This window comes from Flavobacterium sp. PLA-DH12, from assembly GCF_059511845.1.
The window spans coordinates 388,777-414,151 of record NZ_JCAMPD010000001.1 but is presented as its reverse complement, the minus strand read 5'-3'; the positions used below and the strand labels follow the sequence as shown (position 1 = coordinate 414,151).

General features: G+C 36.4%; 17 protein-coding genes. 10 read left to right on the top strand and 7 right to left on the bottom strand.

Annotated elements, in window-relative coordinates; all coding sequences use genetic code 11:
- Positions 1 to 362 precede the first annotated feature (362 nt).
- From AC5ZCW_RS01790 to AC5ZCW_RS01775, 4 genes are read left to right on the top strand one after another with little or no spacing between them, the layout of a single operon-like run.
- Positions 363 to 1,814 (top strand): TolC family protein, encoded by a 1,452-nt coding sequence (locus tag AC5ZCW_RS01790; RefSeq protein ID WP_496117534.1) that lies wholly within the window; start codon positions 363 to 365, stop codon positions 1,812 to 1,814.
- Positions 1,815 to 2,807: an HlyD family secretion protein gene (locus tag AC5ZCW_RS01785; RefSeq protein WP_343544494.1), complete on the top strand. Its 993-nt coding sequence runs from the start codon at positions 1,815 to 1,817 to the stop codon at positions 2,805 to 2,807.
- 5 nt (positions 2,808 to 2,812) lie between these two features.
- Positions 2,813 to 3,988 (top strand): ABC transporter permease, encoded by a 1,176-nt coding sequence (locus AC5ZCW_RS01780; protein ID WP_496117532.1) that lies wholly within the window; start codon positions 2,813 to 2,815, stop codon positions 3,986 to 3,988.
- On the top strand, positions 3,957 to 5,120 hold the full coding sequence (locus AC5ZCW_RS01775) for an ABC transporter permease (RefSeq protein ID WP_496117530.1): 1,164 nt from the start codon (positions 3,957 to 3,959) through the stop codon (positions 5,118 to 5,120). Before AC5ZCW_RS01780 ends, AC5ZCW_RS01775 begins: the two co-directional genes overlap by 32 nt.
- 227 nt (positions 5,121 to 5,347) lie before the next feature.
- Here AC5ZCW_RS01775 and AC5ZCW_RS01770 read toward each other — a convergent pair whose 3' ends face one another.
- From AC5ZCW_RS01770 to aspT, 4 genes are read right to left on the bottom strand one after another with little or no spacing between them, the layout of a single operon-like run.
- A complete protein-coding gene (locus tag AC5ZCW_RS01770) occupies positions 5,348 to 6,541 on the bottom strand; it encodes a porin (RefSeq protein WP_281632413.1) in 1,194 nt (397 codons plus the stop codon).
- A 20-nt stretch (positions 6,542 to 6,561) separates the two neighbouring features.
- Positions 6,562 to 7,611: a type II asparaginase gene (locus tag AC5ZCW_RS01765; protein WP_343544491.1), complete on the bottom strand. Its 1,050-nt coding sequence runs from the start codon at positions 7,609 to 7,611 to the stop codon at positions 6,562 to 6,564.
- A gap of 28 nt (positions 7,612 to 7,639) precedes the next feature.
- On the bottom strand, positions 7,640 to 9,286 hold the full coding sequence (gene aspD, locus AC5ZCW_RS01760) for an aspartate 4-decarboxylase (protein WP_177209752.1): 1,647 nt from the start codon (positions 9,284 to 9,286) through the stop codon (positions 7,640 to 7,642).
- A 35-nt stretch (positions 9,287 to 9,321) separates the two neighbouring features.
- Positions 9,322 to 11,016 carry an aspartate-alanine antiporter gene (gene aspT, locus AC5ZCW_RS01755; RefSeq protein ID WP_496117527.1) on the bottom strand — a complete coding sequence of 565 codons (1,695 nt, stop codon included), beginning with the start codon at positions 11,014 to 11,016 and terminating at the stop codon, positions 9,322 to 9,324.
- Between the two features lie 633 nt (positions 11,017 to 11,649).
- On the opposite strand from aspT, the gene AC5ZCW_RS01750 reads away from it, so the two are divergent.
- From AC5ZCW_RS01750 to AC5ZCW_RS01730, 5 genes are all read left to right on the top strand, one after another.
- Positions 11,650 to 13,266 carry an arylsulfatase gene (locus tag AC5ZCW_RS01750; protein WP_343544489.1) on the top strand — a complete coding sequence of 539 codons (1,617 nt, stop codon included), beginning with the start codon at positions 11,650 to 11,652 and terminating at the stop codon, positions 13,264 to 13,266.
- Positions 13,267 to 13,410: 144 nt separating this feature from the next.
- The gene (locus AC5ZCW_RS01745; RefSeq protein WP_496117526.1) at positions 13,411 to 14,433 is read left to right on the top strand and encodes an LLM class flavin-dependent oxidoreductase; all 1,023 of its coding nucleotides are present in this window, start codon (positions 13,411 to 13,413) and stop codon (positions 14,431 to 14,433) included.
- A 270-nt stretch (positions 14,434 to 14,703) separates the two neighbouring features.
- A complete protein-coding gene (locus tag AC5ZCW_RS01740; RefSeq protein WP_496117525.1) occupies positions 14,704 to 14,850 on the top strand; it encodes a hypothetical protein in 147 nt (48 codons plus the stop codon).
- A 58-nt stretch (positions 14,851 to 14,908) separates the two neighbouring features.
- Positions 14,909 to 15,577 (top strand): GNAT family N-acetyltransferase, encoded by a 669-nt coding sequence (locus AC5ZCW_RS01735; protein ID WP_496117523.1) that lies wholly within the window; start codon positions 14,909 to 14,911, stop codon positions 15,575 to 15,577.
- Between the two features lie 161 nt (positions 15,578 to 15,738).
- A complete protein-coding gene (locus AC5ZCW_RS01730; RefSeq protein ID WP_496117522.1) occupies positions 15,739 to 16,722 on the top strand; it encodes a GNAT family N-acetyltransferase in 984 nt (327 codons plus the stop codon).
- Positions 16,723 to 16,825: 103 nt separating this feature from the next.
- Here AC5ZCW_RS01730 and AC5ZCW_RS01725 read toward each other — a convergent pair whose 3' ends face one another.
- The gene (locus AC5ZCW_RS01725) at positions 16,826 to 17,617 is read right to left on the bottom strand and encodes a polysaccharide lyase (RefSeq protein WP_343544484.1); all 792 of its coding nucleotides are present in this window, start codon (positions 17,615 to 17,617) and stop codon (positions 16,826 to 16,828) included.
- Positions 17,618 to 18,101: 484 nt separating this feature from the next.
- On the opposite strand from AC5ZCW_RS01725, the gene katG reads away from it, so the two are divergent.
- Positions 18,102 to 20,375, top strand: coding sequence for a catalase/peroxidase HPI (gene katG, locus AC5ZCW_RS01720; RefSeq protein WP_496117521.1), 2,274 nt, complete (start codon positions 18,102 to 18,104; stop codon positions 20,373 to 20,375).
- A gap of 104 nt (positions 20,376 to 20,479) precedes the next feature.
- On the opposite strand, the gene AC5ZCW_RS01715 is transcribed toward katG, so the two are convergent.
- Positions 20,480 to 24,079: a heparin lyase I family protein gene (locus AC5ZCW_RS01715; protein ID WP_496117520.1), complete on the bottom strand. Its 3,600-nt coding sequence runs from the start codon at positions 24,077 to 24,079 to the stop codon at positions 20,480 to 20,482.
- Between the two features lie 501 nt (positions 24,080 to 24,580).
- Positions 24,581 to 25,372, bottom strand: coding sequence for a gluconate 5-dehydrogenase (locus AC5ZCW_RS01710; protein ID WP_496117518.1), 792 nt, complete (start codon positions 25,370 to 25,372; stop codon positions 24,581 to 24,583).
- Between the last annotated feature and the right edge of the window lie 3 nt (positions 25,373 to 25,375).

Below are 25,375 nucleotides of genomic sequence, written 5' to 3'. Positions count from 1 at the left end.
ATTTAAAACTATTTGATTTCTAATTTTTAATCGATTGTCTAGAGAAACAGTTGATAAAATTTATATTTAATATAGTCTCTGATTTTCTATAAATTAAAATAGCACTTATAAAATAAAATCTTTATCTTTAACTAGTTGGTATATCGGTTTATATGTGTTTTTTGCTGTTATACTTTTTGTAGCTGTTTAGGTTAAGAACCCCATATTTTCGTAAACAGTATATTTTAAATACATTCAAACAATTTCAGAATTTATCTGAATAATAAGTTTTTATCTCATTTCTATTTTATCCTGTTGTTTTTGATTAAACAGCAAAGAAGTCGCTAGTTAAAAGTAATTTCAATTAAAAGAATATTAAATAGATGCATATAAGACTACATTTTCTAAAGCCTTTTATTTTGTTTTGCTTTTTGTCCTGTCTAGAAACAAAAGCGCAGACCACTTCTCTTGAAGAATGTTTTTCTATAGCACAGCAAAATAACATTACGATCAAACAGGCAAAATCTGCATTAAAAACAGGCGAATATAATCTTCAGGCCGAAAAGAAAGGCTATCTGCCAAAAGTAGATCTCTTATCAAGTTATTCTTATTTGAGCAGTCCGCTAACGATAAACTTGCAGACCGTTAGAGACGGAGTTGTTGAAGGCTCGTCTAAACAAAGTGTCAACACGGCAAATGAAATCTATCATGAAATTACAGGAGGCAATTTGTCTCAGGCTGCGCAAGACCGTATTTATAATGCTTCAAAAACGGTCATTGGTGGGATTTATCCCGATTATAATCCGAGTTTAAGCAAGCAGTCTTATTTTGTTGCCGGAGTGGGAGTGCGTCAGCCTATTTTTCTTGGAAACAAAATAAATTCGAGTATAGATCTCGCTCAATCGGTTGCCAATTCGGCGGGAATTGGAGTAGAGATTGCGGGCAAAGAAGTCGATTTTTTAATTGCAATTCAGTATTTAAGAATATTGTACCTCAACTCTTTAATTAAAAAGCAGGAACAAATTGTAAGTGCTTTAGATAAAAATAGAAACTACGCCGAAGAATTGGTCAAAAACAAAATTCTGCCTCCGTACCAACAAAACTGGACCAATGTGGTTTTAATTCAGGCGCAGAGCCAGTACAATAATATCAAGATGGAAAAACAAAATGCCCATCTTGAATTGAATAAATTAATGGGGGTTGACCTTGACACCACAATAGTGATTTCTGATACTTTAAGATATGCCGAAATCAATCTAGAAAAACCTATGAAAGAGTATTGGCTTACCAATCCAGTTTACAGAATTGCAAACAACAAAATTTCTTATGCAGAAACTGCAGAAAAAATTAGTAAATCTATGGCTTTGCCTAATGTTTTTGCGATAGGTAATTATAATTTGTATCAGAAAGATTTGCCAGTTTCTATTCCCGATTGGTTCGTAGGTTTAGAATTGCAATGGACTTTGTATAACGGGCAGACCAATAAAAAGACTTTAGCAGCCAAACAGCTTATTGAAGAAGCCAAGTTAGGAGAGGAGAATTCCAGTCTAATGCTTCAAGTGCAGTCGAGAGTGGCAAAGAATAAAATGAGTTCGCTGCAAAATGATGTTATGGCTATGGATGCGGCCAGAAAAGAAGCCAATACGACTAGCAGTTTAATTACCAAAAGAATGAACAATCAGCTTTCATCGCCAAAAGACGTTAATGATGCTTTGCTGGTGGAAACAGAAATAGAAAAAGGGTATTATACCGCTGTTTTAGGATACTACTTAGCATTAGCTGAATATTTTAATAGTTTAGGAAATCCAAGTCAAATAACGCAATTTATTAAATAGATGAAAGATATATTTAAAAACTACTGGGCGCTGATCATTCCAATCTTTGTAGTAATAGCAGGACTGATTTTTTTCTTAAAAGACAATAACAAAGAAGACAACAATTTCATAGGAATGGTTGATGCAACAAGTGTTGACGTAGCGGCCGAATTTCCAGGAAGGTTAGATTCGTTGCTTGTAAAACAAGGTGATACCGTAAAAACGGGACAATTGCTGGCTGTACTTCGTTCTAACGAAATAAACGCCATAAAAGCTCAGGCATTATCGGCAATTGATGCCGCAAAAGGACAGCAGGAACTGCTTACACAAGGAGCAAGACCAGAACTGATAGAAGCGACTTCTAAACTATATCAAATTAGTCAGGAGCAATATAAATTGTTTAGCACAACTTATGATCGTATGGAACGATTGTATAATGAAGATGTAATATCGGGACAAGAAAAAGATGTTTTCTATTTTAAATTTCAAGCGGCTAAAAAGGAAATGGAAACTGCTCAGTTAAATCTTCAGATGTTAAAAAACGGAACTCGACCAGAATTACTAAAAACGGCAAATGCTATTGTAAAACAAGCAGAACAAGCGTATGAATTGACCAAAGCACTTGGCGATAATACAAGAGTTTATGCTCCTGCAGATGGCGTAATTTCTAACTTGGTTACACATCAGGGCGAAATTATTTCTATTGGGTATCCGATTATGACCATAGAGAAAAAAAACTCCACTATAATTAAGTTTAATATCAGACAAGACAAATCCAATCTGCTTAAAGTTGGAAGCAAGACAGCGGTTAAAGTTCCCGGTTGCGAACCAGAAACGTTTGATGCCGTTGTGCATTCTATTGCGCCAACATTAGAATTTGCCAATTGGGTTCCGTCTAAGGATAAAGGAGAATTTGAACTGAGAACTTTTACAATAGAAGTAAAACCCGAAAACCTTGCACAAATTAAAGGACTTCGTTCTGGAATGACCGCTTCTTTAATTCTTCCTCAATGATTTTTATGCTGAACATAATTATTAGAGAATGGAAGCGCATTCTAAGTCTAAAGGTATTTTATTTGGTAATGCTTGTAGTTCCTGTCGCTTTGTTTTTCTTCTATGCTCTTATTTACCAAAAGCAGGATGCTAAGAATTTGGCATTTGCTATTTGGGATGAAGATCAAAGCGCGATAAGCCGAGAGCTGATTTTTTTATTAGAACAAAAAGAAACGCTTCAAATTACCAGAAGAGTAAGCAGTGAAGCCGAAGTTAAAAAATTGATTCAAGAAGGAAAAATATTGGGTGCGGTACATTTTCCTGCCAATCTGCAGAAGAATATTTATAGCCGTCATCCGAGCAATGTGACTTTGTACACCAATGCCGCCGCGCTTGTTCCTGCTAAGTTAGTTTATAAGGCTGTTGCCGAAGTTGTAATTACAGGAAGTACAGGCGTAATTTTGCAGAAATTGGTAAAAACCGGAATGAAAGGTGATCAGGCAATGGCAATTGCAAACCCGATTAGTCTGAGAACGTATCAGCTTTATAATCCAACTTACAATTATCAAGAATATTTGGTTCCGGGATTGATAACAGTAGGAATGCAGATGATTTTGATTATTAGTTCTATGCTGGCTTTAAATTATGAATGGGTTACAGGAACGATGCAGGAACTTTACGATTCATCAAAAGGTTCTGTTGTTGCTGTTATTATCGGAAAAACAATAGCGCATCTCAGCATCAGCTGGATTAATTTTCTCATTATTGCAGGAATTATTTTTACTTTTTTCGATATTGGTGTTCCTGCAGCCACAGGAAAGTTTTTTGTGCTATACACCATGCTTTCTTTGGCATGCATTGGTATCGGAATGTTTATATCGGCTTTGTTTAAAGATGTTATGCTTTCGGGAGATGTTGCTCTTTTTTATACTTCGCCCGCTTTTGTGTTCAGCGGATTTACTTTTCCGAGATGGGCAATGCCTTGGTACGATCAATATTATGCGCTTATTATGCCTTATACCGCTTTTTTGGACGGTTTTTTTAAGGTGTATTATATGAATTTGCCTTTGAGATATGCTCAAGGAGAAATGGCCAAACTCTTATTGTTTTGTCTGGTAATGTACCCGACAGCGATGTTGTTGTTTAAACGTCAATTTAATTCGATTAAAGATGAAAAAGAAACCGCAACAATCACTGATTAGTCTCTTTTTGAGGGAAGCTTCGCAAGTAGTAAAGGATCATAGTTTACTGCTTACGCTTCTTATTGCTCCTTTGCTTTACGCTTTTTTTTACGGAAGCATTTATATCAACAAAGAAGAATTTGATGTAAAATTGGCGGTTGTTGATGATGATGGCTCCAGATTATCGCGTTTGCTGCAGCAAAATATAGATGATTCGCCAATAGTAGAACTCATTCATTTTTCAAATTTGGAACAGGCAAAAGAACAGATGTATCAAGGAAATTGCCAAGGCTATTTTTACATTCCAGAAGGAACAGAAGCCAATTTATTGAGTTTAAAACAAAGCAATGTGGTATTGGCAATCAATGCTGCAAGATTTCTTCCTTCGAGTGATTTGTTATTGAATGTACAGCAGATATGTCTGACAGTTGGAGCAGGAGTGAGGCTTCAGTATTATCAGAAAAAAGAAGGCATGAGCACTACTATTGCGATGGAAAATGTAATGCCTGTAAATTTAGATTATCGCCCTTTGTTTAACGAAAGATCGAGTTACGGCGCATTTTTATTGCCAGGATTGCTGGCCTTGATTTTACAGCAGACCTTGTTGATTGGTTTGTGCGAAAGTGTTGCTGGTGAGCGTCAGCGTTCTCGTTTAGGCGAATGGCTGGGTTCTGGCATTTCTAATGGTATTTGGGGAAAAGGATTGTTTTATCTGATACTTTTTTCTTCGTATGGTTTTTTCTTTTTAAATGTAAATTATAAACTGCTTAATTTGCCCATGAGAGGCAGCGGGTTTGAATTAAGTTTATTATTGCTTTTGTTTATCGTTACTTTAATTCCGATGGCTCAGTTTATTGGTTCGCTTTTCAAATCGCAATTGCTTTGTTTGCAGATGATGGCTTTCTCTACATATCCGATTTTCTTGATTACTGGATACAGCTGGCCTTTTGAATCGCTTCCGCTAGTATTGCAGTGGCTGTCTAATCTTTTGCCAACAACGCCATTTATTGTTTTGTATACCTCTATTGTGCAGTCTGGGGCAAGTTTATGGGATAATCCGTCTGTTTTGTTGCATCTTATTCTGCTTTTTGCTTTTTACAGTACGATCTGTTTTATTCGTTTAAGATATTTGAAAAAGAGTTATGAATTATGAATTATGAATTATGAGTTATGAATTGTGAATTGTGAATTGTGAATTGCGAATGATTCTTAAATCTAATTAATCTAATTAATCTAATTAATCTGCTTAATCTGCGAGAGGAAAAATAAACTAGCTTTTAAAGCCTATTTAAATCTTCATAAAAACAAATAAAAAAAGCTGGAATAAATCATATTTTACGATTTGCTCCAGCTTTTGAATTGAGTTAGTTACTTAAATTTTTATAACACGACTAACGGAGAAATTACACCAAGCATAATTTTGCCAGTATTGTTATTAGATTGTCCCAAGCTTGCTTTCGAATAATCACTGTAATCGTACCATCGAGCTACATAAGTGGCAAAAAACTTCAAGTTAAAGTTTTTAATCGGATAAAACTCTACTGTTGGAATAACGCCCCAAGCGGTACGAATTCGGTTTGAACTCACATTTGGATCAGGGATTTCTTTCCATGAAGCCTTGCTTACCATTCCGATTACTGTAAGTTTCCACTGTTCATTTAGAGAATATACAGTTCTAAGCCAATGTTCAATATAATACACATTTTCTGCTGCATGATCTAAAACAGTGTCTGGAATAATATTGCTCACAACTCCTGTTCGATCTAGATCTTCGCTGCTCCATTTGAAATCATATTGAAAAAGCCATTTTTTGGTTCTAAACTGATTCCCTAACGCTGTATAATACATATTTACAGGTTTTCCATTTTTTGTGGCTTCCTGAAAAATACTGAAACTATAAATAGTTTTAAATTTTCCGTCTAAAAAGCTTCCGTTCCAGTTTCCGACGTATGCAGCAGGAAATTTTGCCTCTTCAACATCGGGTACATTTTGATACAGTTCAGAGAAAGTTTTTGTTCTCGAATTTAAAATCTGACCAGAAAAAACGTGATTGGCATTTAATTTCCAGTTTACTTGAACTCCAGTTAAAAAGTTATCTGAATTATCTACGATATCATTATATTGATAGATGTCAATCGGATTCATGTCAAACTCATAACCACCCCAGTTTGCTGTCATTTTTCCGATAGCAATACTGGTTCTATTGGATATATTATACCCAATAAAAGCCAAGTCTGTAGAACTGCTGATGTTATCTGTAGATTGCGGTTCGGTTTCTTTAGTATAACGGTCTCTAAACCTAAAAAATACTTTATCCTTATAGACTTTTCCTTTTACTTCCAATCTAAACTGGTTTACTTCAAATTTACTGCCAGTATATTTTCCGTCGTCGACATAGGTATTAAAGCCTAATTGAGTGTTAAAAATTAAATCAACATTATTGAGCAAATCAACTTTGGTTGCTTTTATCAATGGTGTTTTATGATTTAAGATGGTATCAGTCTGTTTTTCCTGTTGTGCATAAGCGCCAGCCACCAGAAAAACGCCCAAAATTATTGAAGTTAAGATACGCATAGTTTACAATTTCAATTGGTTTAATACTCGAAGAAGTATTCTTGGAGTTTTTTACTGTCAGTAGTTTGTGTAAGCCCCAACATTAATAGAATCCTCGCTTTTTGCGGAATTAAATCATCTGCGACTATGGTACCAAGCTTTTGATCATCAGTTTCATCAAATAAGGTCACCCTTCCTGACGGAACTCTTGAGGCTCTCGCCACAACGATTCCTTTTTTAATTGCTGCTACTGCAGCATCTGAGTTTACTTTATTAAGATTTCCGTTGCCAAGACCGCCCGTTACAATTCCTTTTACTCCAGAAGCCACATAAGCATTTAATGCAGTTGCAGGAGCATCAGCATATAATTCTACAACAGCTACTTCAGGTAAAGAGGTTAAACCTGTAATATCAAACGGGGTATTTTTATTGGCTTTTCGAACTGGAGTTTCATAAAGTGTAACTTTTCCATCATAAACTTGTCCGATCGGGCCACTATTTGGAGCCGTAAAGGCATTTAAGTGCGTTGTACTAGTTTTTACAGCATTTCTTCCAGTCAAAATGTACTCATTAAATACTAGTAAAACACCGCTGTGTTCGGCTTGTTTTGAAGCTGCTAAAGTCACCGCATCATACAAGTTTTTTGGACCGTCTGCGCTTATGGCTGTTGCCGGACGCATAGAGCCAGTAATAACTACAGGCTTATCATATCTTACGGTTAACGATAAAAAATAAGCTGTTTCTTCCTGTGTGTCGGTTCCGTGAGTGATTACAATACCATCAGCTTCATTATTTTTATAAATTTCGTTTATTCTTTTATTAAGCTTAATCCAGATATCTACGGTCATGTCTTGACTTCCTACGTTTGAAATCTGTTCTCCTGTAATTTCGGCAACTTTTTCAATTCCCGGAACGGCCGCGATCAAATCTTTTATCGGCAATTCTCCCGCTTTATAAGCAGAACGGTCTGCCGAAGCTCCTTTTCCCGCAATGGTTCCTCCGGTTGCAAGTATCTTGATTCTAGGTAATTTCTGAGCATAAATACCTGTTACTAATAAAACCGATAATAATAATGTAAATAAATTTTTCATAGATCAGATGTGTTTAATTTAACTTTTATTACTTTGTTGAGTTCTCCCAGCTGGTTACATATTCCATTAAAATTTTACGGATGTTTTTTCCAAGAATTAAGTAGCTATCTGTTGGAAGATTGGCAAGCGAAACTCTAATACTCCATTCAGGCCCGGCAAAACCGCCACCATTTAAAAGTACAATCGCTGTTTTTTCGGCTAAGCGGAATAAAACATCAACAGGTTCAAAGTTCTTTTTCAGCCAATTCGCAAAATCATCTCCGTAAAAATGTTTTGCAGCCACCATAACATCAATTTCAGAATAATATCCTGCACGCATTGGATCTTCAAGAATTGGAACTTCTAGTCCTTCCCATAATAAGCTAAGACGTTTTTGGATAATAGATTGAGTAAGCGTTTTATATACATCTTGAGTATCTAATAAACAAAATGCAGAGAAAAGCATCATTTGAAATTGCTGAGGCAAGGATAGTCCTGCTGTGTGGTTTAAAGCCACTTGACGGCTATCGGCAACAAGTCTGTCAATAAACTTGATTTTTTCTGGCTGTAATGTCAGAGAAGAATAACGATCGTGCAGTTCTTTTTTGTGAGCAGGACTTAAATTGGCAATTTTTTTATCGAAAATATTGTCCTGATGAATGGCAATTGTTCCTAGTCTCCAGCCTGTACAGCCAAAATATTTTGAGAAGGAATATACTGTGATCGTATTTTGTGGAATAATAGCCATTAATGATCTAAAATTATTAACGAATGTTCCATAAACATCATCTGTAATCACCATCAAACCAGGATTATGATTTTTTACTATATCAGCAATATAATTAAGTGTATCAGTACTCATTGCAGAAGATGGCGGATTGCTCGGATTTACCACAAAAGCAACTTTAACCGCTGGGTCTTTAAGCTTATCTAACTCAGAATTTGGATATTGCCAAGTATGGAATCCGTTTTCGCCAACGCCGCTTGCTTCTACGTAAACGACATCAAATTTGTATCGATCTAATTCTGGAATTTCAATATAAGGGGTAAAAGTAGGAGTAAGCAATGCTATTTTATCACCGCGTTCGGTAAGGTGATTTTGCATAAGCGAATCAAAAATATAACACATTGCGGCAGTTCCACCTTCAACGGCAAAAATATCAAACTTGCCTTTGTCATTTCCTGCGCCACACATTTCCTGCACCAAATAGTCATGAACAATAATTTCTATCTGACTTAGCATACGATCTGGGACAGGATAGTTAAATCCGATTACAGCTTCTATCCATTCGCGAATCCACGCATCACCATCAAACTCATGTTTGTCTATACCATAATGATATGTTTTCCCTAAAAGCGATGCAGCAGGACTATCTTTGTGTTTAGCCAAAAATGCTTCAAAACGAGAAGCGACTCCGCTTTTGTTCTGTACAATTCCTGCTAGAATGCCTTGTTCTTCCATAACATTACGACATTCTTCTAATGCAAATTGTCCGAATAGGAAAAAAGCCTCTCTCGGAACTGTAGCAATCCAGTTTGGGTTTCCTCTTCCTGCATTAAGCGTTATCGCTGTCGATTTAAGCGCGCTTTCTTCTGCCAGATGAATTAATTCGTTTTTAATTTCAAATGGACTGAGGGTCTGAAGTGTTTTTTCTACCTCTCTTGATGTTTTTATTTTTGAAATATCAATTGCCATAACTAAAATGTTTAGAGATTATATAAAAAATTCGACTAACTCATAATTAAAATAATGACGACGCCCCATATAATGAGCAGCGTATTCCCAACGGCATAGGTCACGGTATAACCCAATGCAGGGGTTTTGCTTTTTACAGCATCTTGTAAAGCTCCCAAGGCCGCTGTAGTAGTTCTTGCTCCAGCAGCGCATCCTAAGGTTATAATAGGATGGAATTTGAAAATATATCTTCCGATAAAAAGTGCTAGGATTAACGGAATAGCGGTTGCCGCTGCACCAGCAATGAAAAGCCCCCAGCCAGCTTCCTGAAAACCTACAATAAAACTTGGCCCCGCTGTAATACCCACAACGGCTATAAAAATGTTCAAACCAACATTATTCATAATCCACAAGGCAGGCTCTGGAATTCGTCCAAAAGTAGGATGCTGTCCTCTTAGCCACCCGAAGAAAAGTCCAGATATTAAGGCACCTCCACTAGTACTAAGGCTTATTGGAACTCCGCCAACTTTAATCGTCAGAGCGCCAAGCAATCCTCCCAATACAATTCCTAAACCTACAAAAGCCATATCTGTAGTATTTGTAGGGCGGTCAGGATATCCAATATGTGTCGCTACTTGATCTACGTCTCGTTTAATGCCAATAAGTTCGATCATATCTCCTTTTTGAAGAACAGTATTGGGTAATATAGGCATCTGAATCCCTGATCGTTTTAGAGATCTTACCACAACACCGTGCATATATTTTAAATGACGCAAATCGGCAATGGTTTTGTTTATGACTTCTTTTTTTACAATTAATATGCTTAATACTTCTACAGGGAAATTAAGAAGCTCGATATCTAGAACTTCTTTTTCATTCACCGCAACATAGTTCATCATGTATTCTCTTCTTCCGCCTAAAGCAACAACATCATTTTCTTTAATTACAAATTCTGGAGTAGCATCTATAATTTCTTTTCCTCTTCGAATTCGCTGTATAAATAAACGTCTGTTATTTCTTTCGAGCTCGTTTTCAACTTCTGCAACTGTTTTGTTGTTCGCATAAGAATGTGCAGCGATCTGATAGGCATTATATATTACGCGATCATAAGCAGAGGCAATACTTGGATCATCACTAATGGCATCTCCTCCAAGCTGAATCTCAAGTTCTTTTGCTTTTTCTACTAAATTGCCACCTAATAATTTTGGACCGATAGAAGCCAATAGCCAAGCAGAACCTGCTGTTCCGAAAATATAGGTTACAGCGTATGCGACTGGAATTTTATTGATTAAAGCCGTTTTTTGATCGGCCGGTATATTGAGCTGATTGATGGTGTCTGAAGCAACACCAATAACAGCAGATATGGTTTGAGAACCCGCGAGCATACCAGAGGTTAAGCCCATATCGTAGCCCATAATTTTACCTATTAGATAGGGACATATTAAACATAGTACACATACTATAGCTGCATAAAACATTTGAGGCAGTCCATCTTTTTTTAAACCTCCAAAAAATTGAGGCCCAACGCTATATCCTACAGCAAAAAGAAACATGAGAAAAAAGACTGATTTTACGTTAGGAGAAATCACAATGTCTAATTGTCCGACTAAGACTCCCACAAGCAAAACACTGGTGACAGTTCCTAGAGAGAAGCTTCCAATTTTAAATTTTCCGATAAAATAGCCTAAGGATAGTGTGAGAAAAACTGCCAGTTCGGGATAATCTTTTAATGTAGTAATAATCCAATCCATAATTATTTGTTTTTAGTTTAGATATATATCAATAATTGATTATGAAAATCAAGGAATAGGAGAAAGATAAGGGGAGGGCTTGTAAAACAGATTTTTTTTACATCCCTCAAATATAGGCTACAAACTGAGAATAATTGTACAAATTGAAAGGTGTAGATGTTTCAAATTATAATTTGCAACAAAATAAAATGAAACTTTATACAGTGATTTTTGATTGTTTTGGTGTTGAAAATCAGTTATTTGTGTAGAATAAAGAGAGTGAGGGTGTAAATGAAGCCGCAATGTTTACAGGGTTTACTGCTAAAACAAGCTGCACTTTTTTGTGCAATAAACAGACAATCATAGCATAATGGAATATCTACAGAAATTAAACTTGAAAGTTTAATGTTGGAAAATGGAGTTATAGTAAAAGTATTTTCGGTTGTATCTCAATCGTTAAAAAGCATTCATAATTCTTGTTGCAAGTTATAATTTGCAACCTGTTTAAAAAATAAGGCTTGTCTAATAGTTGTAATTTACTTCCTCAAAAAAGTCGTTTTTTTTATGTGAATTCTTCAAGAATTATATACAAAATCACATGATTTCGTGCGACTTAAAAGCAAGCTATATAAATAATTAAAACCTAAAAAAATCATGAAAAAAAATGCCTTAAAACTAATTTTTGCAGGTTTGCTTAGTTTTACTTTCCTTGGAAATGTAAGCGGACAAACCAAGAAGAAACCTAATATTATTATGGTAATTTCTGATGATACTGGTTGGGGAGATTTAGGAGTTTACGGAGGAGGAGTCGGACGCGGAATGCCAACACCAAACTTGGACAGAATGGCAAAAGAGGGCATGCAGTTTTGGTCTTTTTACGGACAGCCTAGCTGTACTCCGGGAAGAGCTGCGATGCTAACAGGGCGTATTCCGAATCGAAGCGGAATGACGACTGTTGCTTTTCAAGGACAAGGAGGCGGATTACCAAAAGAAGAATGGACATTGGCTTCGGTACTTAAAAAAGCCAATTATAAAACCTATTTTTCAGGAAAATGGCACCTTGGAGAAGCAGATTATTCTATGCCTATAGCTCACGGTTTTGATAAAATGCAGAATGTAGTGCTTTATCATTTAAATGCTTATACGTATGCTTTTCAGTCTTGGAATCCAGAGATGTCTCCAGAAATGTTAGCATTTTTTAAAAAGGTAACTACCGGTATACTTGAAGGTGAAGCAGGCGGAAAAGCACGTGAAGTAAGCAAAGTTACAGAAGATAATATTGCCGAGCTAGATATGATGATGGTTGAGAACAATTTGAAACAACTTGATGAGTATGGAAAAAGCAAAGATCCGTTCTTTATGTGTATCAACTTTGCTAAAAACCATCAGCCTAATCTTCCTTCCAAAGAGTTTGTTGGCAAATCGCCAGGTAAAAGCAAATACTCAGATGCTGTTGTAGAGATGGATTACAATGTAGGGCGCATCATGGATAAGATTCGTTCTTTAGGTATTGCTGATAATACTATCGTAATATACACGGTAGATAATGGTGCTTGGCAAGATGTGCATCCTGATTCTGGATATACGCCTTTTAGAGGAACAAAAGGAACGGATAGAGAAGGAGGTAGCCGTGTACCTGCAATTGCTTGGTGGCCGGGACAAATTGAAGCAGGAAGCCAAAGTCATGATATTGTAGGCGGACTGGATCTTATGGCAACATTTGCAAGTCTTGCTGGTGTAGAACTTCCTAAAAAAGATAGAGCCGGTGTAGATATTGTATTTGACAGTTATGATATGTCTAATGTGTTATTTAAAAAAGGAACACCACTTCGTGATAAATGGTTTTATTTTACAGAAGCAGAATTATCGCCAGGAGCTGTGCGTATTGGAAAATTCAAAGCAGTATTTAATACCAGAGGAGATAATGGTGCTATTGCCGGAAGTGATGCACCTGGACAGCAGCTTGGTTGGAGAGGAGATGAAAGTTATGTAGCGACAGTTCCTGCTATTTATAATTTATGGCAAGATCCACAAGAGCGTTATGATTTATTCATGAACAGCTGGACAGAGAAAACATGGACAGCTATCATTTTTAATCAAGCTATTGCCGATTTGATGAAAACGTATGCTAAAATACCTCCAAGAGCGCCTCAGAGTGAAACTTTTACTGGAGAAATGCAGATAGAGCGTTATAGAACAATCGAACAAGTGAAAAAAATGATGAATGAAAAGAAAGTTGATCTTCCGCCTTTGAGTGTCGATACTAAGTAATAACTAAAAAGGTAGATAGGCAAATCGTCTATTTTAAAAGTTTATATAATGAGCAAAACCATGTCCTTTTCAAGAAAAAGACATGGTTTTCTTTTTCTTCTCAGTTATGCGTATATTTGAGAGAATAAAAAAATAGAAGCCATTATGAAGAAAATAGGATTTTTATCATTTGGGCATTGGTCTAATCATCCATCATACAAAACTCGTACAGCAGCAGATACCTTGTTGCAATCTATCGATTTGGCAGTTGCGGCTGAAGAAATAGGAATAGATGGCGCTTATTTTCGTGTGCATCATTTTGCACAGCAGTTAGCTTCACCTTTTCCTCTGCTTTCGGCGGTTGGTGCTAAGACGAACAAAATAGAGATTGGAACAGGAGTTATCGATATGAGGTATGAAAACCCGATGTATATGGTTGAAGATGCTGGAGCTGCCGATTTGATATCAGAAGGACGTTTACAACTCGGAATAAGCAGAGGGTCGCCAGAACAAGTTATTGATGGTTGGCGTTATTTTGGCTATGAACCTGATGCTGGTGAAACCGATGCCGATATGGGACGTAAGAAAGCTTTAGAATTTTTGGATAAATTGAGTGGAGAAGGATTTGCAGAACCTAATCCGTACCCGATGTTTCCAAATCCGCCAGGATTGTTGCGTATCGAACCACATTCTGAAGGATTGAGAGAGCGAATCTGGTGGGGAGCAGCCTCAAATGCAACAGCAATCTGGGCAGCCGAAAACGGAATGCATCTTCAAAGTTCTACGCTTAAATATGACGAAAATGGCAAGCCGTTTCATGTTCAACAGGCAGAACAGATAAGATTGTACAAAGAAGCTTGGAAAAAAGCAGGACATCAGCGTGAAGCGAGAGTTTCTGTTAGTCGTTCGATTTTTGCGTTAGTCAACGATCAGGATAAATATTATTTTGGTGGGCAGGCAAAGGGAAATGATAGTTTCGGGTATATCGAGCAAGATAAAAGAGCAATCTTTGGTAAAAGCTATACGGCCGAACCTGATATATTGATCGAAGAATTAGCTCAAGATGAAGCGATTCAAGAAGCAGATACATTGTTGTTGACTATTCCAAACACTTTAGGTGTTGATTATAACATACATATTTTATCGTCTATTTTAGAACACGTTGCGCCTGCATTGGGTTGGCGATAATTGTATAAAAATATACGCAGAAAAGCCTCAAATAGTACTATTTGAGGCTTTTTTATTTATGAGCTTTCCTAGCGGAATATTAAATATTGGAACGTATGGAATTTAATTCTCATTTTGAAATGCTCATCTTCTCATTTTGATAGGTATTTGTATCATGATTAAAAATGGATTTACTTCAAGTTGTTGATAATTAATGTGTTGTTTTAGTTTTTAATGTTTTGGCATGTGCTTTGTTTTTGCTGATGAAAATAAGAACCAAAAAACAATAACATGAAAACAGATAAAACTCGAAGCAAGAAAATTACAAAAGAATATGTATCCAATAAATCAATGAAAAATAAAGACCGGTTTATTAATGTAATGGTTTTTAGCATTGTCTTTTTTATAGCTGTTTTTCTGATAGCTCAAATGGTGTAAACTGCGCATATGAATTTTACACTTTTGACTATTATTAATTAAACGAAATACAGTACCAATGAAAATTATAAATCCCATAATCAATCCAAATATAAACCTGACAAAAAAGAGCTTTTTCTCTATTTTGCCTCCAAGTAATAAAGCAGTTTCATCTGATCAAGAGGCTGAATCTCCAATTGATTTTATAATTGAAAAAGCCAGATCAATCCATACTTTTTGGATCAAGCAAATTTGCGAGGTTACTTTATCGTCTGCCATAGCCCGCGGAACAGGTATTTCAGGTCGTTCACCAGAATTTCTCGAAAAGAAAATGAGTACGGGAGAAGCCGTCATTGCCTTTGCTTCAGACGGAAGATGGGCTGGTTTTTCTTTTATTTCTTCTTATGAAAACGGGCGTTACGTATCAAATTCTGGCCTTATTGTAGCACCCGAATTTCGTCATACCGGTCTTGCCAGAAAAATTAAAGACAAAATATTTGAACTTAGCCGCGAAAAGTATCCCACGGCCAAGATATTCAGTTTAACATCTGGTCTTGCAGTAATGAAAATGAACCACGAATTAGGATTTCAACCCGTTACTTTTTCAGAATTAACATCAGATAACACATTTTGGGAAAACTGCAAATCCTGCGTAAACTGTTCCATTTTAATGAGCAAAGAAAGAAAAAACTGTTTATGTACTGCTATGCTTTATGATCCTGAAGAAAAAGAAGAGAGTGCAGGATAATAACATCTATCTAAATTAATTCCGATTAGCATCAATATGATAGTAATGCAAAAAAAGCATTAACAAATAAAAAAATAGCATTTCTAAGCATAAGGTTTTTGTTTAGTTTTATCTTCTGAAAGAGCATTCGTTACTTTCTTACTTTACAAATTACCAAAATAATGATTACAACCAAACGACTTATAATAAAGCCTTATAAACAGGAAGATTCAGAACGCTTTTTAAATGCTTTAAATGATAACAGCGATCATTTATACGATTATTTCGCTAATATGATCAAGGTTAATGACAACTTGGAATCAACAAAAAAGTATTTCGAGCAGAAAGATTTGGATTGGAAAGAGAATAAAAGTTATGCTTGTGGAATATTTAAAAAAGAAAACAAGGAACTTATAGGACATATATCGGTAAGAGAAATCGATTGGAAAATACCTAAAGGTGAACTGGCCTACTTTATATTTAAACAGCATAGCGGTAATAATTTCGGAGCAGAAGCCTTAAATGCATTTAAAAATTGGTGTTTTACAGAAAAGAAGTTTAATAGACTTTTTATGAAAATTGCTGAGGAAAATATAGCAAGTATTAAAGTTGCTGAACGCGCTGGGTTTATATACGAAGGACTTTTAAAGAAAGACTACAGAAAGGGTGAACAAAATTTAATCGATATGAATATATACGGATATACAGAAGATTTGAAACTCGAAAGAACTAATTCTCAGAATGCAGATTTTTCAAAATTAATTGTAGAATTGGATGCCAATTTAGCAAGCAGAAATGGGGAGATGCAGGAATACTTTAATCAATTTAATAAATTGGACAGTATTAAGCATGTTATTATTGCGTTTGTCAACGGCACTGCAGTGGGTTGCGGAGCCATAAAGCAATTTGACAGTGAATCTGTTGAGGTAAAACGTATGTTTGTTTCTGAAGAATTTAGAGGAAGAGGCATAGCACATAAAATTTTAAATGAACTTGAAAACTGGGCAAAAGAATTAGGTTATGCAGCGACCGTTTTGGAAACCAGTAATGTGCAGGTCGAAGCAGTTAAACTATATACTAAAAGCGGTTACGCAGTTACTGAAAATTATGGACAATATGCTGGCATCGAAACCAGTATTTGTTTTAGAAAAGAATTAGAGCTTTAACTCTAAGTAAAAACAACTTCGATGTTGTTATTAGCAAATAATAAAAAGCATCGAAGTTGTGAGTTTAATTTTTCCGGCCCAAATTGTTTTTAAAGTCTATACATTATAGAGCATCCCAAGATGCGCTTGGATAATAAATAGAACTTGTAACTGGAGCTGTCCAATAATCTTGACTTCCGCCACGGAAAGTGTGTAGACTTACAGCATTTACATTTCGCTTAGCATCGTTAGTTACCCAGCGAATTTTTTCATTTAATATTTCTGTGCCATTCACATAATATTTAACGTATCCGTCTGTATTTGATCCAGTGTTCAGTTTAACAGATATCTGGCAGTTATACGTAACACCTTCTTGAATGTAATATTTTTTTCCAAAATCATTGCCATATTGTCCAGGCTGATCTCTGTAATACACATAAGGCTGAAGATAAGCGCCACTTCCTTTAGCTGTGTTAGATCCATTTGGGCAGTACCACATAAATCTGGCACTTCCGCCATTTCCGTCCCATGCTGCGTCACCACCTGTGTTTTGGTCACCAATTAAGATTCCATATCCACATTTTCCACCTCGGCTCCAATAAAATCCGTTGTTAAATTTCATTTGAAACCAAACAGTATAGACACCCGTAGACCAAACGCCGTATGATGTGCATAAACCGCCAGGACAAGATAATGTATTAGTTTGCAATGTAATGGTTCTTGCTCCAGCTGTTCCTTTAGCTGTTGTACTGCCTTCTAATACAGAATTAGATGCAAGCGTATCTTTACTAGCAATTTGCTGGGCTTCTTTTTTAGCGGTTTGAAGCGCATTTACATCTTCTTGTTCCTTTTCACAAGAATTAAGCACCAATGCTGTAATAAATAATACGCTGGTTAATTTTAAGAATTTCTTCATTTTTTTAGTTTTAAGGTTAGTAAATGATTAATAGTTAGTAATAATAGATAGTAGATTACGGTATTTGGGAACCGAAAGTGTAAAGTTGAATAATATAAATTTTAGGCAGGAGCAATAAAGTACGTTTTTACGTACACAAAAATCCGAGCTATATTTTTTGTATATTTTTAAAGATTGATACAACTCTCTTTTCTTCAAAAATGTTCCATTGGTGTATAATATTTACAGCAAGTGACTGGGCTATAATTTTTTATAAATGAAAAGATTCTTTTTATTAAATTTATGTAGTCAATATCTCATAGCAGAAAAAAATGTTTTTTCAAGAAATATCTTTTTTTGCGTACTATGTGAGTTATAAGGATTTTAAATATGAAAAATGTTGATAAATAGATTTTGTCTATTTTGGAAGTAGTATTTACAATCCACAGCCCTAATTTTCTCTTTCATTAGTTTGTAATTTAGTAAAAAATAAAATTTTTCAACTATGGATAATCAATCAAATGACATCAGCAAATGCCCTTTTCATAACGGGAGCATGGACAAGCAAGCAGCTTCAGGAACGAAGAATCGTGACTGGTGGCCTAAACAGTTAAAGGTAAATATCCTGAGACAAAATTCAGTATTGTCAAATCCGCTGGATACGGATTTTAATTACGCAGAAGCGTTTAAAAGTCTAGATCTTGAAGCTGTAAAGAAAGATTTACATGCTCTTATGACTGATTCACAAGATTGGTGGCCTGCCGATTTTGGTCACTATGGCGGACTTTTTATTAGAATGGCTTGGCATAGCGCTGGAACCTACAGAGTGCATGACGGTAGAGGAGGAGCTGGTGCTGGACAACAGCGATTTGCACCTCTTAATAGCTGGCCTGATAATGTGAGTCTTGATAAAGCAAGAAGACTGCTTTGGCCAATAAAACAAAAGTACGGACAAAAAATTTCATGGGCCGATTTGCTAATCTTAACTGGAAATGTTGCTTTGGAGTCAATGGGCTTTAAAACATTTGGTTTTGCAGGAGGACGTGCAGATGTATGGGAAGCAGACGAATCTGTGTACTGGGGATCTGAAACTACTTGGCTTGGTGGCGATGAACGTTATAAAGATGGTTCAGAGGGAGTTCCAAAAGATCATGGTGTTGTTTCATCAGATGATGATGCAGATGGAAATATTCATAGCAGAAATCTTGAAAAACCACTTGCCGCAGTGCAGATGGGACTTATATATGTAAACCCAGAAGGGCCAGATGGAAATCCTGATCCAATCGCAGCAGCCAAAGATATACGTGATACTTTTGGACGTATGGCAATGAATGATGAGGAAACGGTAGCGTTAATTGCTGGTGGACATACTTTTGGTAAAACTCATGGAGCTGCTTCATCTGATCACGTAGGTAAAGAACCAGAAGCGGCTGGCTTAGAATTGCAAGGTCTAGGATGGAAAAACAGTTATAGTTCAGGAAAAGGTCCAGATGCAATTACGAGCGGACTTGAAGTGACTTGGACAAAAACGCCAACACAATGGAGCAACAACTTCTTTGAAAACTTATTTGGTTTTGAATGGGAGCTATCTAAAAGTCCAGCAGGTGCGCATCAATGGGTGGCAAAAAATGCTGAAGCAATTATTCCAGATGCTTTTGATCCTAATAAAAAGCACTTGCCAACAATGCTTACAACCGATTTATCGTTAAGACTAGACCCAGCTTACGAGAAAATCTCACGCCGATTTTTTGAAAATCCTGATGAATTTGCAGATGCTTTCGCTCGCGCATGGTTCAAACTGACACATCGTGATATGGGGCCAAAAACTCTTTATCTTGGATCTGAAGTGCCTGCAGAAGAATTGCTATGGCAAGATCCTATTCCAGAAGTAAATCATACATTAATTGATGATCAAGATGTAGCTCAGCTGAAAGAGAAAATATTAAATTCAGGTTTAAGTATTTCTCAGTTAGTTTCAACAGCTTGGGCTTCTGCATCTACGTTTAGAGGATCAGATAAGCGAGGCGGTGCAAACGGTGGACGCATAAGACTTGCACCACAAAAAGACTGGGAAGTAAATAATCCTGCTGCATTAAAAGTGGTTTTAGATAAATTAGAAAGTATTCAAAAAGAATTTAATGACGTAAATGGTAATAAAAAAGTTTCATTAGCCGATTTAATTGTTTTGGCTGGTTCTGCAGCTGTTGAAAAAGCGGCTAAAGATGCTGGAGCTTCAGTCTCTGTTCCTTTTTCTCCAGGGCGCATGGATGCCTCTGCTGAGCAAACAGACGTTGAATCTTTTGGCTATCTTGAACCGAAAGCGGACGGTTTTAGAAATTATAGAAAAACAAAATCATCTGTTCTAACAGAAGAGCTTCTTATAGATAAAGCAAATTTATTGAATCTTACAGCACCAGAATTAACAGTGCTTTTAGGAGGACTTCGCGTTTTGGATATTAACGCTGACGGAAGTAAAAACGGTGTTTTTACCACTCGACCAGGTCGCTTGACAAATGATTTCTTTGTAAATCTGCTAGATATGAACACGCAATGGCAATCGGTTTCTAATGATCAGGAACTTTATGCAGGAAACGATAGAAGCACCGGACAGCCTAAATGGATTGGAACACGTGCCGATCTTGTTTTTGGTTCAAATTCAGAATTAAGAGCAATTGCAGAAGTATATGCAGCTTCTGATGCACATGAAAAATTTGTGAAAGATTTTATTGCAGTATGGACTAAAGTAATGAATCTAGATAGATTCGACTTAAAGGCTTAATACAGTAGAAGCAATAAGTTAATAAATAGGAACTGCCCCTGATAGCTAAACACTATTTCCGGGCAGTTTTTTTATGAGATGAATTTTTGCAAATAAGAATTACATTATTGTTTTATAAGCTTAATGGTTTTTGTATTTGTTCCATTGCATATTTCGGCAAGATATATTCCTGCACTAAAGTTATTTTTTAATATTATAGCCGACGTGTAATTTGATTTGACAGTATCTATTTTTCTTCCCAATATATCGAACACATTAATATAAATAGCTTGTGTTTCATCACCTCCGATGATGTTTATCTGAAATTCAGTTTTTGTTGGATTTGGCGATGCATTAACTATAAAATCATCTATTTGATATTCTGAAATTTTTGTTGCAGTATTTTTTAAAGATAAAGTAGCCTCGCATGAGCCTAGATGACAGCCATGTGCTAAATGTGCAGACACAGCGTTGGCAGAAATGCAAAGACTTTTATTGTTCGTATGGCATATTAGTACTTTTTTTGCACCACAGCTAATATCGATTACTTTTATTTGTTTTGTTATGGTAATATAGCAGCCTTTCGCATCAGTAATAGTTACGCTGTAATCGTGAACTCCCGGTGTTGACGGATTAATAGAAATAGCATCTGTTATAGCTCCGTTACTCCACAAATAAGTAAAAGGTGCTGTTCCATTTGTAGGCATTGCATTCAATGTTAAAGAAGAAGTGCCATATCCTAAGTAAATAGTATTAGCGTCTCCTCCCGGATTTACAGCATATACATCTGGAATGAGAGCCGCAATCGGATTATTGATGATTACTGTTGAGGTATTGGTACTGTTATTTCCTGCGTTATCAGTAACGGTCCATGTTATAACGGATGTTCCTACGTTAAAATTTCCACTTGCATCTAATCCATTTCCGTTTCTTGTAGTTGCACCTGTAATCGTATAAGTAACGGTATCAATTGCACAATTATCGGTAGCAGTTGCTAAAGGGATATTGTAATTTCCGCTTGATTCATAACAAAGAACAACAGAAGCAACTGAGTTTACAGTTGGTATTTGTGCATCAGTAACCGTTACTGTTTGGGAAGTTGTCGCGGTATTGCCATTTTCATCGGTAGCTGTCCATATTACAGTTGTTGTACCATCAGGAAATACTGTCGGTGCATTATTGATAATGCTTGCTACAGCGCAATTATCAGTAACTATTGGTTGAGTTAATATAAATGCTGCTCCACACTGATTTTCGTCATTTGAGAGCGTTATGGGAGCAGGTATTGCAAAAACAGGCTTTTCTGTATCATTAATTGTAATAGGGAAAGAAGTCGAACTATTATTGCATCCATCGGTTGCTGTCCACGTAACAGTTGTAATTCCTTTATTAAAAACTTTATTGGCTAATGTAGTATTACCAGTAGCAGAGGTTGCTCCGGTAAGCAAATAGCTGTAAGCAACATTACTGCAGTTGTTTAATGCGGTGATGTCAAATTCATTGGCTTGTGCTGTATAGGTAGGCAAACCCGTATTAGTGTTAGTGATAATATTTGACATTTCAGGCAGATAAAGTACTGGTTTAACTTGACCGTTGAATGAAAAGTCATCAATACCCACTAAAGAAGTTCCAGAGATTCTGTTTGATCCGTACCAATATAAACGCAATGTAATCGGGGTTTTGATATTGGTCAGAGGGCTTAAGTCATAAGTAAGCAAAGTTGCAGCAGTTCCAGTGAAGGTTTGAGGTGCCGTGATATCACTTGTAAAACCGTCTATGCTGGATCTTATAACGTATGTGCTTGGATCAGAAGCGTTTCCTTTTCTAGCCGTAAATTGAAGATTGGAAAAATCTATTTTGTAGCCATTTTTAGGTTGAAGTTTGAACTCAAAATACTGATCTGGATTAAATGAAGTAGCTGGATCTGAAGTATTTGTTTTGCTAGTCCAGCCATTTAGTAAAACACGACCACTAATTACGCCTGCTGTATTGAGGCCGCCGCTAGTGCCATAATAAAAATTTGGTGCCGTACTTCCGTCACTGATTATATTAGGATTTGTGGTGTTTCCTGCCGTAATAGGCGCAATAAATTCAACATTATTTCCAGTGAAAGTGTTTCCCCAGATTTGTACAGGTGCACTAGTATTATTCAGCTCAAAAATTTTGATGTCATCATGATAAATAATACGTGTCATAACATTAGGAGGATCAGATGTAATAGACTGTCCGGGACGATACAAACCCCATTTCAAATATCCAGAAGGATTAGCTTCAGGAACATCCTGATTGAAAGTTTTAAAATTGCTCACTTGCCATGCCAATGTATAATCATTTTGTCCAGGTAACCTATAATAAACCTTATAGTAACCTGTATTATCAGTTGTCATTTTTGCATCAATCCTAAAATCAATCCATTGATTGATGTAAGGACGAAAATCGTCTATGATAGAGGGTTCAATATTGTCGTTAGGTATACGGAAGGTAATGCTATTGCGTTTTGCGCTTAAGTACCATGCAGGATTTTCTCCTCCACTTTGTTTGCCTTGAAAAATAATATCACCATTTTGAGCCATTCCTGGAGTATAAGATTCCCAATCTTTCAGCAATAGACTCACTTCAAAACGGCGTTCATCTCCCGGATAATATTTCCCGTCTGTAGGCATTTGAGCTGTGGCTGCCTCGCTTCGCCAATGGTTATCAGAAAAATATCCCGAATCTCCAATGGTCACACGGTGAGCTATAGCATAATTGCCAGTACGGCCAGGACTTACCAAGTATTCCGCATCACTAGCGGTGGCATGTGTTGTAGTTAAGTTTGAAATTCCAGAGTTTGCTGTACCACTTTCATAGTCAACAGTAACAAGGGTACCAGTAATTGTTGCATGTGGTGTGGGTGGTGTTGCAATTAAAGAGTTAGAATAAACAATACCATCCATATACATTACAGGTGCTGATGATCCTGCTCCCACATTCAGCAGATTCATACTGTTAATATTAGTGCCTTGCGGAAGAAAACCAGTTCCAGGATCTGCATTAGTAAGTACTTTGATATTGTCGATCCAGATGTCAAAAGTTCCTGCGGCAAGGGTATGAGTAGTTAAGTTAGACGCACTTCCGCTTGTATAGGAAGTTTCAGCATTACTGTTGTTCATAAAAAATTTTAGAACATAAACCTGACTTTTATTTATTGTAACCTGCGAAAGTCCTGCTGTTGTATAGTTTGGACTTGTCGTAGACGAAAGCCAATCGAGGCTTACAGCGGTGGGAGTAGGAGACAGTCTTAAAGCAGCAAATGTTTGCGGTAAACTTATTCCGCTACCGTTGGTAAAATTGCTACCATTGCCAAAATAGATTAAGAATCTGCCATTAGTTCCTGATGTAATGTTGATCTTGCATTCAAATGCTGCAATGGCTGTAGCTGTAAAAGGCCCCAAGCCAAATTTTGCACCCGATACGGTTGTACCACCATTCATTTTAAGTTCGGCTCCCGAACCTCCTGCCAAATTAGAAGAAGTGAGTTCAACAAAACCTTCAGTAGTAGACGAAGCTCTTACACTAGCAGTACCTCCGCCAGCCGTTGGTGAAGGCAAATAAGTTGAACTATAAGCAGTAGATGCGTATGGCATCGAGGCGGTAATGCCAAAGTTATATTCCCAATTGGAATTTTGTGCCTTACTTTCTAATAAAGAAAATACACAAAGTAAAACAAGTAAACTTTTTTTCATAATTAATTGGTTTTGGTTGAGTTAGTAAATAAGCTTTTCTTTGGGTCGCATTTAATAGCCAAAGAGATTTTGTGGTTTCGGATGACTAAGTTAAATGCGGGAATGAAAATGATATTTCAAATTCGGATATAAATGTTTTGAATTTGTTTAAATATTCACTTTTATCAAATTTGATAGATGATGTTTTATAGATATGGAGGCTCCAATGGAATTTTTAATCTCCTTGGGTTTATATCAAAAAAAAAACACTATCTGAGCGCTTTTAAGAATATTTACGGCATCGCATATTTTGATTTTATGGATGTTTTTGAAGTTGTAACCAGCTACAATTAAGAAGAATGTAAAAAGTTTGATTTTTATAAAATCAAATGTTTACCGATTTAGGAAGACCATTTTTAGAAAAGGTATTTTTTATTTCTGATTAGTCAATTGAATTTTAAGCGATAAAATAAAACTGGTACATCGATTTTCAATAAACCAATGCACCAGCTGTAGAAATTATTATTCGTTTGAAGGTTTTCCAATTGTAGCTAGAATTCCGCCATCAACGTAAACCACGTGTCCGTTTACAAAATCACTGGCTTTTGAGCTTAAAAATATTGCCGCTCCTTGCAAATCTTCAGGATCTCCCCAACGTCCTGCAGGAGTTCTTCCCATGATAAACTCGTTAAATGGATGGCCGTTTACACGAATTGGCGCGGTCTGACTTGTAGCAAAATAACCAGGACCAATTCCATTAGTTTGAATGTTGAATTTAGCCCATTCTGTCGCCATGTTTTTGGTTAGCATTTTCAAACCTCCTTTTGCCGATGCGTACGCACTTACAGAATCTCTTCCCAGTTCGCTCATCATAGAACACATATTAATGATTTTTCCGCCACCACGGTTAATCATTCCTTTAACTACATTTTTAGAAACAATAAAAGGACCCGTTAAATCTACTTTTATAACCGCTTCAAAATCGGCAACTTCCATTTCGATAATCGGAGTTCTTTTAATAATTCCGGCATTATTGATCAAAATATTGATAGGCCCAACTTCAGCTTCAATTTTGCTGATCGCTGTTATTACTGCATTTTCGTCGGTAACATCAAATAAATAGCCATACGCCTCAATTCCTTCTGCTTTGTATTCTGCAATTGCGCTGTCTACAGCTTCTTGCGAAGAATGATCATTTACTACAATTTTTGCACCTGCATGTCCAAGACCTTTGGCCATTGCCATTCCTAATCCGTGAACTCCTCCTGTAATTAGCGCTGTTTTCCCTGTTAAATCAAATAAGTTAATTGACATTTT

Bases quoted from the DNA above. Each gene is read 5' to 3' on its own strand.
- AC5ZCW_RS01790 (WP_496117534.1), top strand. From the start codon at position 363: ATGCATATAAGACTACATTTTCTAAAGCCTTTTATTTTGTTTTGCTTT.
- AC5ZCW_RS01785 (WP_343544494.1), top strand. From the start codon at position 1,815: ATGAAAGATATATTTAAAAACTACTGGGCGCTGATCATTCCAATCTTT.
- AC5ZCW_RS01780 (WP_496117532.1), top strand. From the start codon at position 2,813: ATGCTGAACATAATTATTAGAGAATGGAAGCGCATTCTAAGTCTAAAG.
- AC5ZCW_RS01775 (WP_496117530.1), top strand. From the start codon at position 3,957: ATGAAAAAGAAACCGCAACAATCACTGATTAGTCTCTTTTTGAGGGAA.
- AC5ZCW_RS01770 (WP_281632413.1), bottom strand. From the start codon at position 6,541: ATGCGTATCTTAACTTCAATAATTTTGGGCGTTTTTCTGGTGGCTGGC.
- AC5ZCW_RS01765 (WP_343544491.1), bottom strand. From the start codon at position 7,611: ATGAAAAATTTATTTACATTATTATTATCGGTTTTATTAGTAACAGGT.
- aspD (WP_177209752.1), bottom strand. From the start codon at position 9,286: ATGGCAATTGATATTTCAAAAATAAAAACATCAAGAGAGGTAGAAAAA.
- aspT (WP_496117527.1), bottom strand. From the start codon at position 11,016: ATGGATTGGATTATTACTACATTAAAAGATTATCCCGAACTGGCAGTT.
- AC5ZCW_RS01750 (WP_343544489.1), top strand. From the start codon at position 11,650: ATGAAAAAAAATGCCTTAAAACTAATTTTTGCAGGTTTGCTTAGTTTT.
- AC5ZCW_RS01745 (WP_496117526.1), top strand. From the start codon at position 13,411: ATGAAGAAAATAGGATTTTTATCATTTGGGCATTGGTCTAATCATCCA.
- AC5ZCW_RS01740 (WP_496117525.1), top strand. From the start codon at position 14,704: ATGAAAACAGATAAAACTCGAAGCAAGAAAATTACAAAAGAATATGTA.
- AC5ZCW_RS01735 (WP_496117523.1), top strand. From the start codon at position 14,909: ATGAAAATTATAAATCCCATAATCAATCCAAATATAAACCTGACAAAA.
- AC5ZCW_RS01730 (WP_496117522.1), top strand. From the start codon at position 15,739: ATGATTACAACCAAACGACTTATAATAAAGCCTTATAAACAGGAAGAT.
- AC5ZCW_RS01725 (WP_343544484.1), bottom strand. From the start codon at position 17,617: ATGAAGAAATTCTTAAAATTAACCAGCGTATTATTTATTACAGCATTG.
- katG (WP_496117521.1), top strand. From the start codon at position 18,102: ATGGATAATCAATCAAATGACATCAGCAAATGCCCTTTTCATAACGGG.
- AC5ZCW_RS01715 (WP_496117520.1), bottom strand. From the start codon at position 24,079: ATGAAAAAAAGTTTACTTGTTTTACTTTGTGTATTTTCTTTATTAGAA.
- AC5ZCW_RS01710 (WP_496117518.1), bottom strand. From the start codon at position 25,372: ATGTCAATTAACTTATTTGATTTAACAGGGAAAACAGCGCTAATTACA.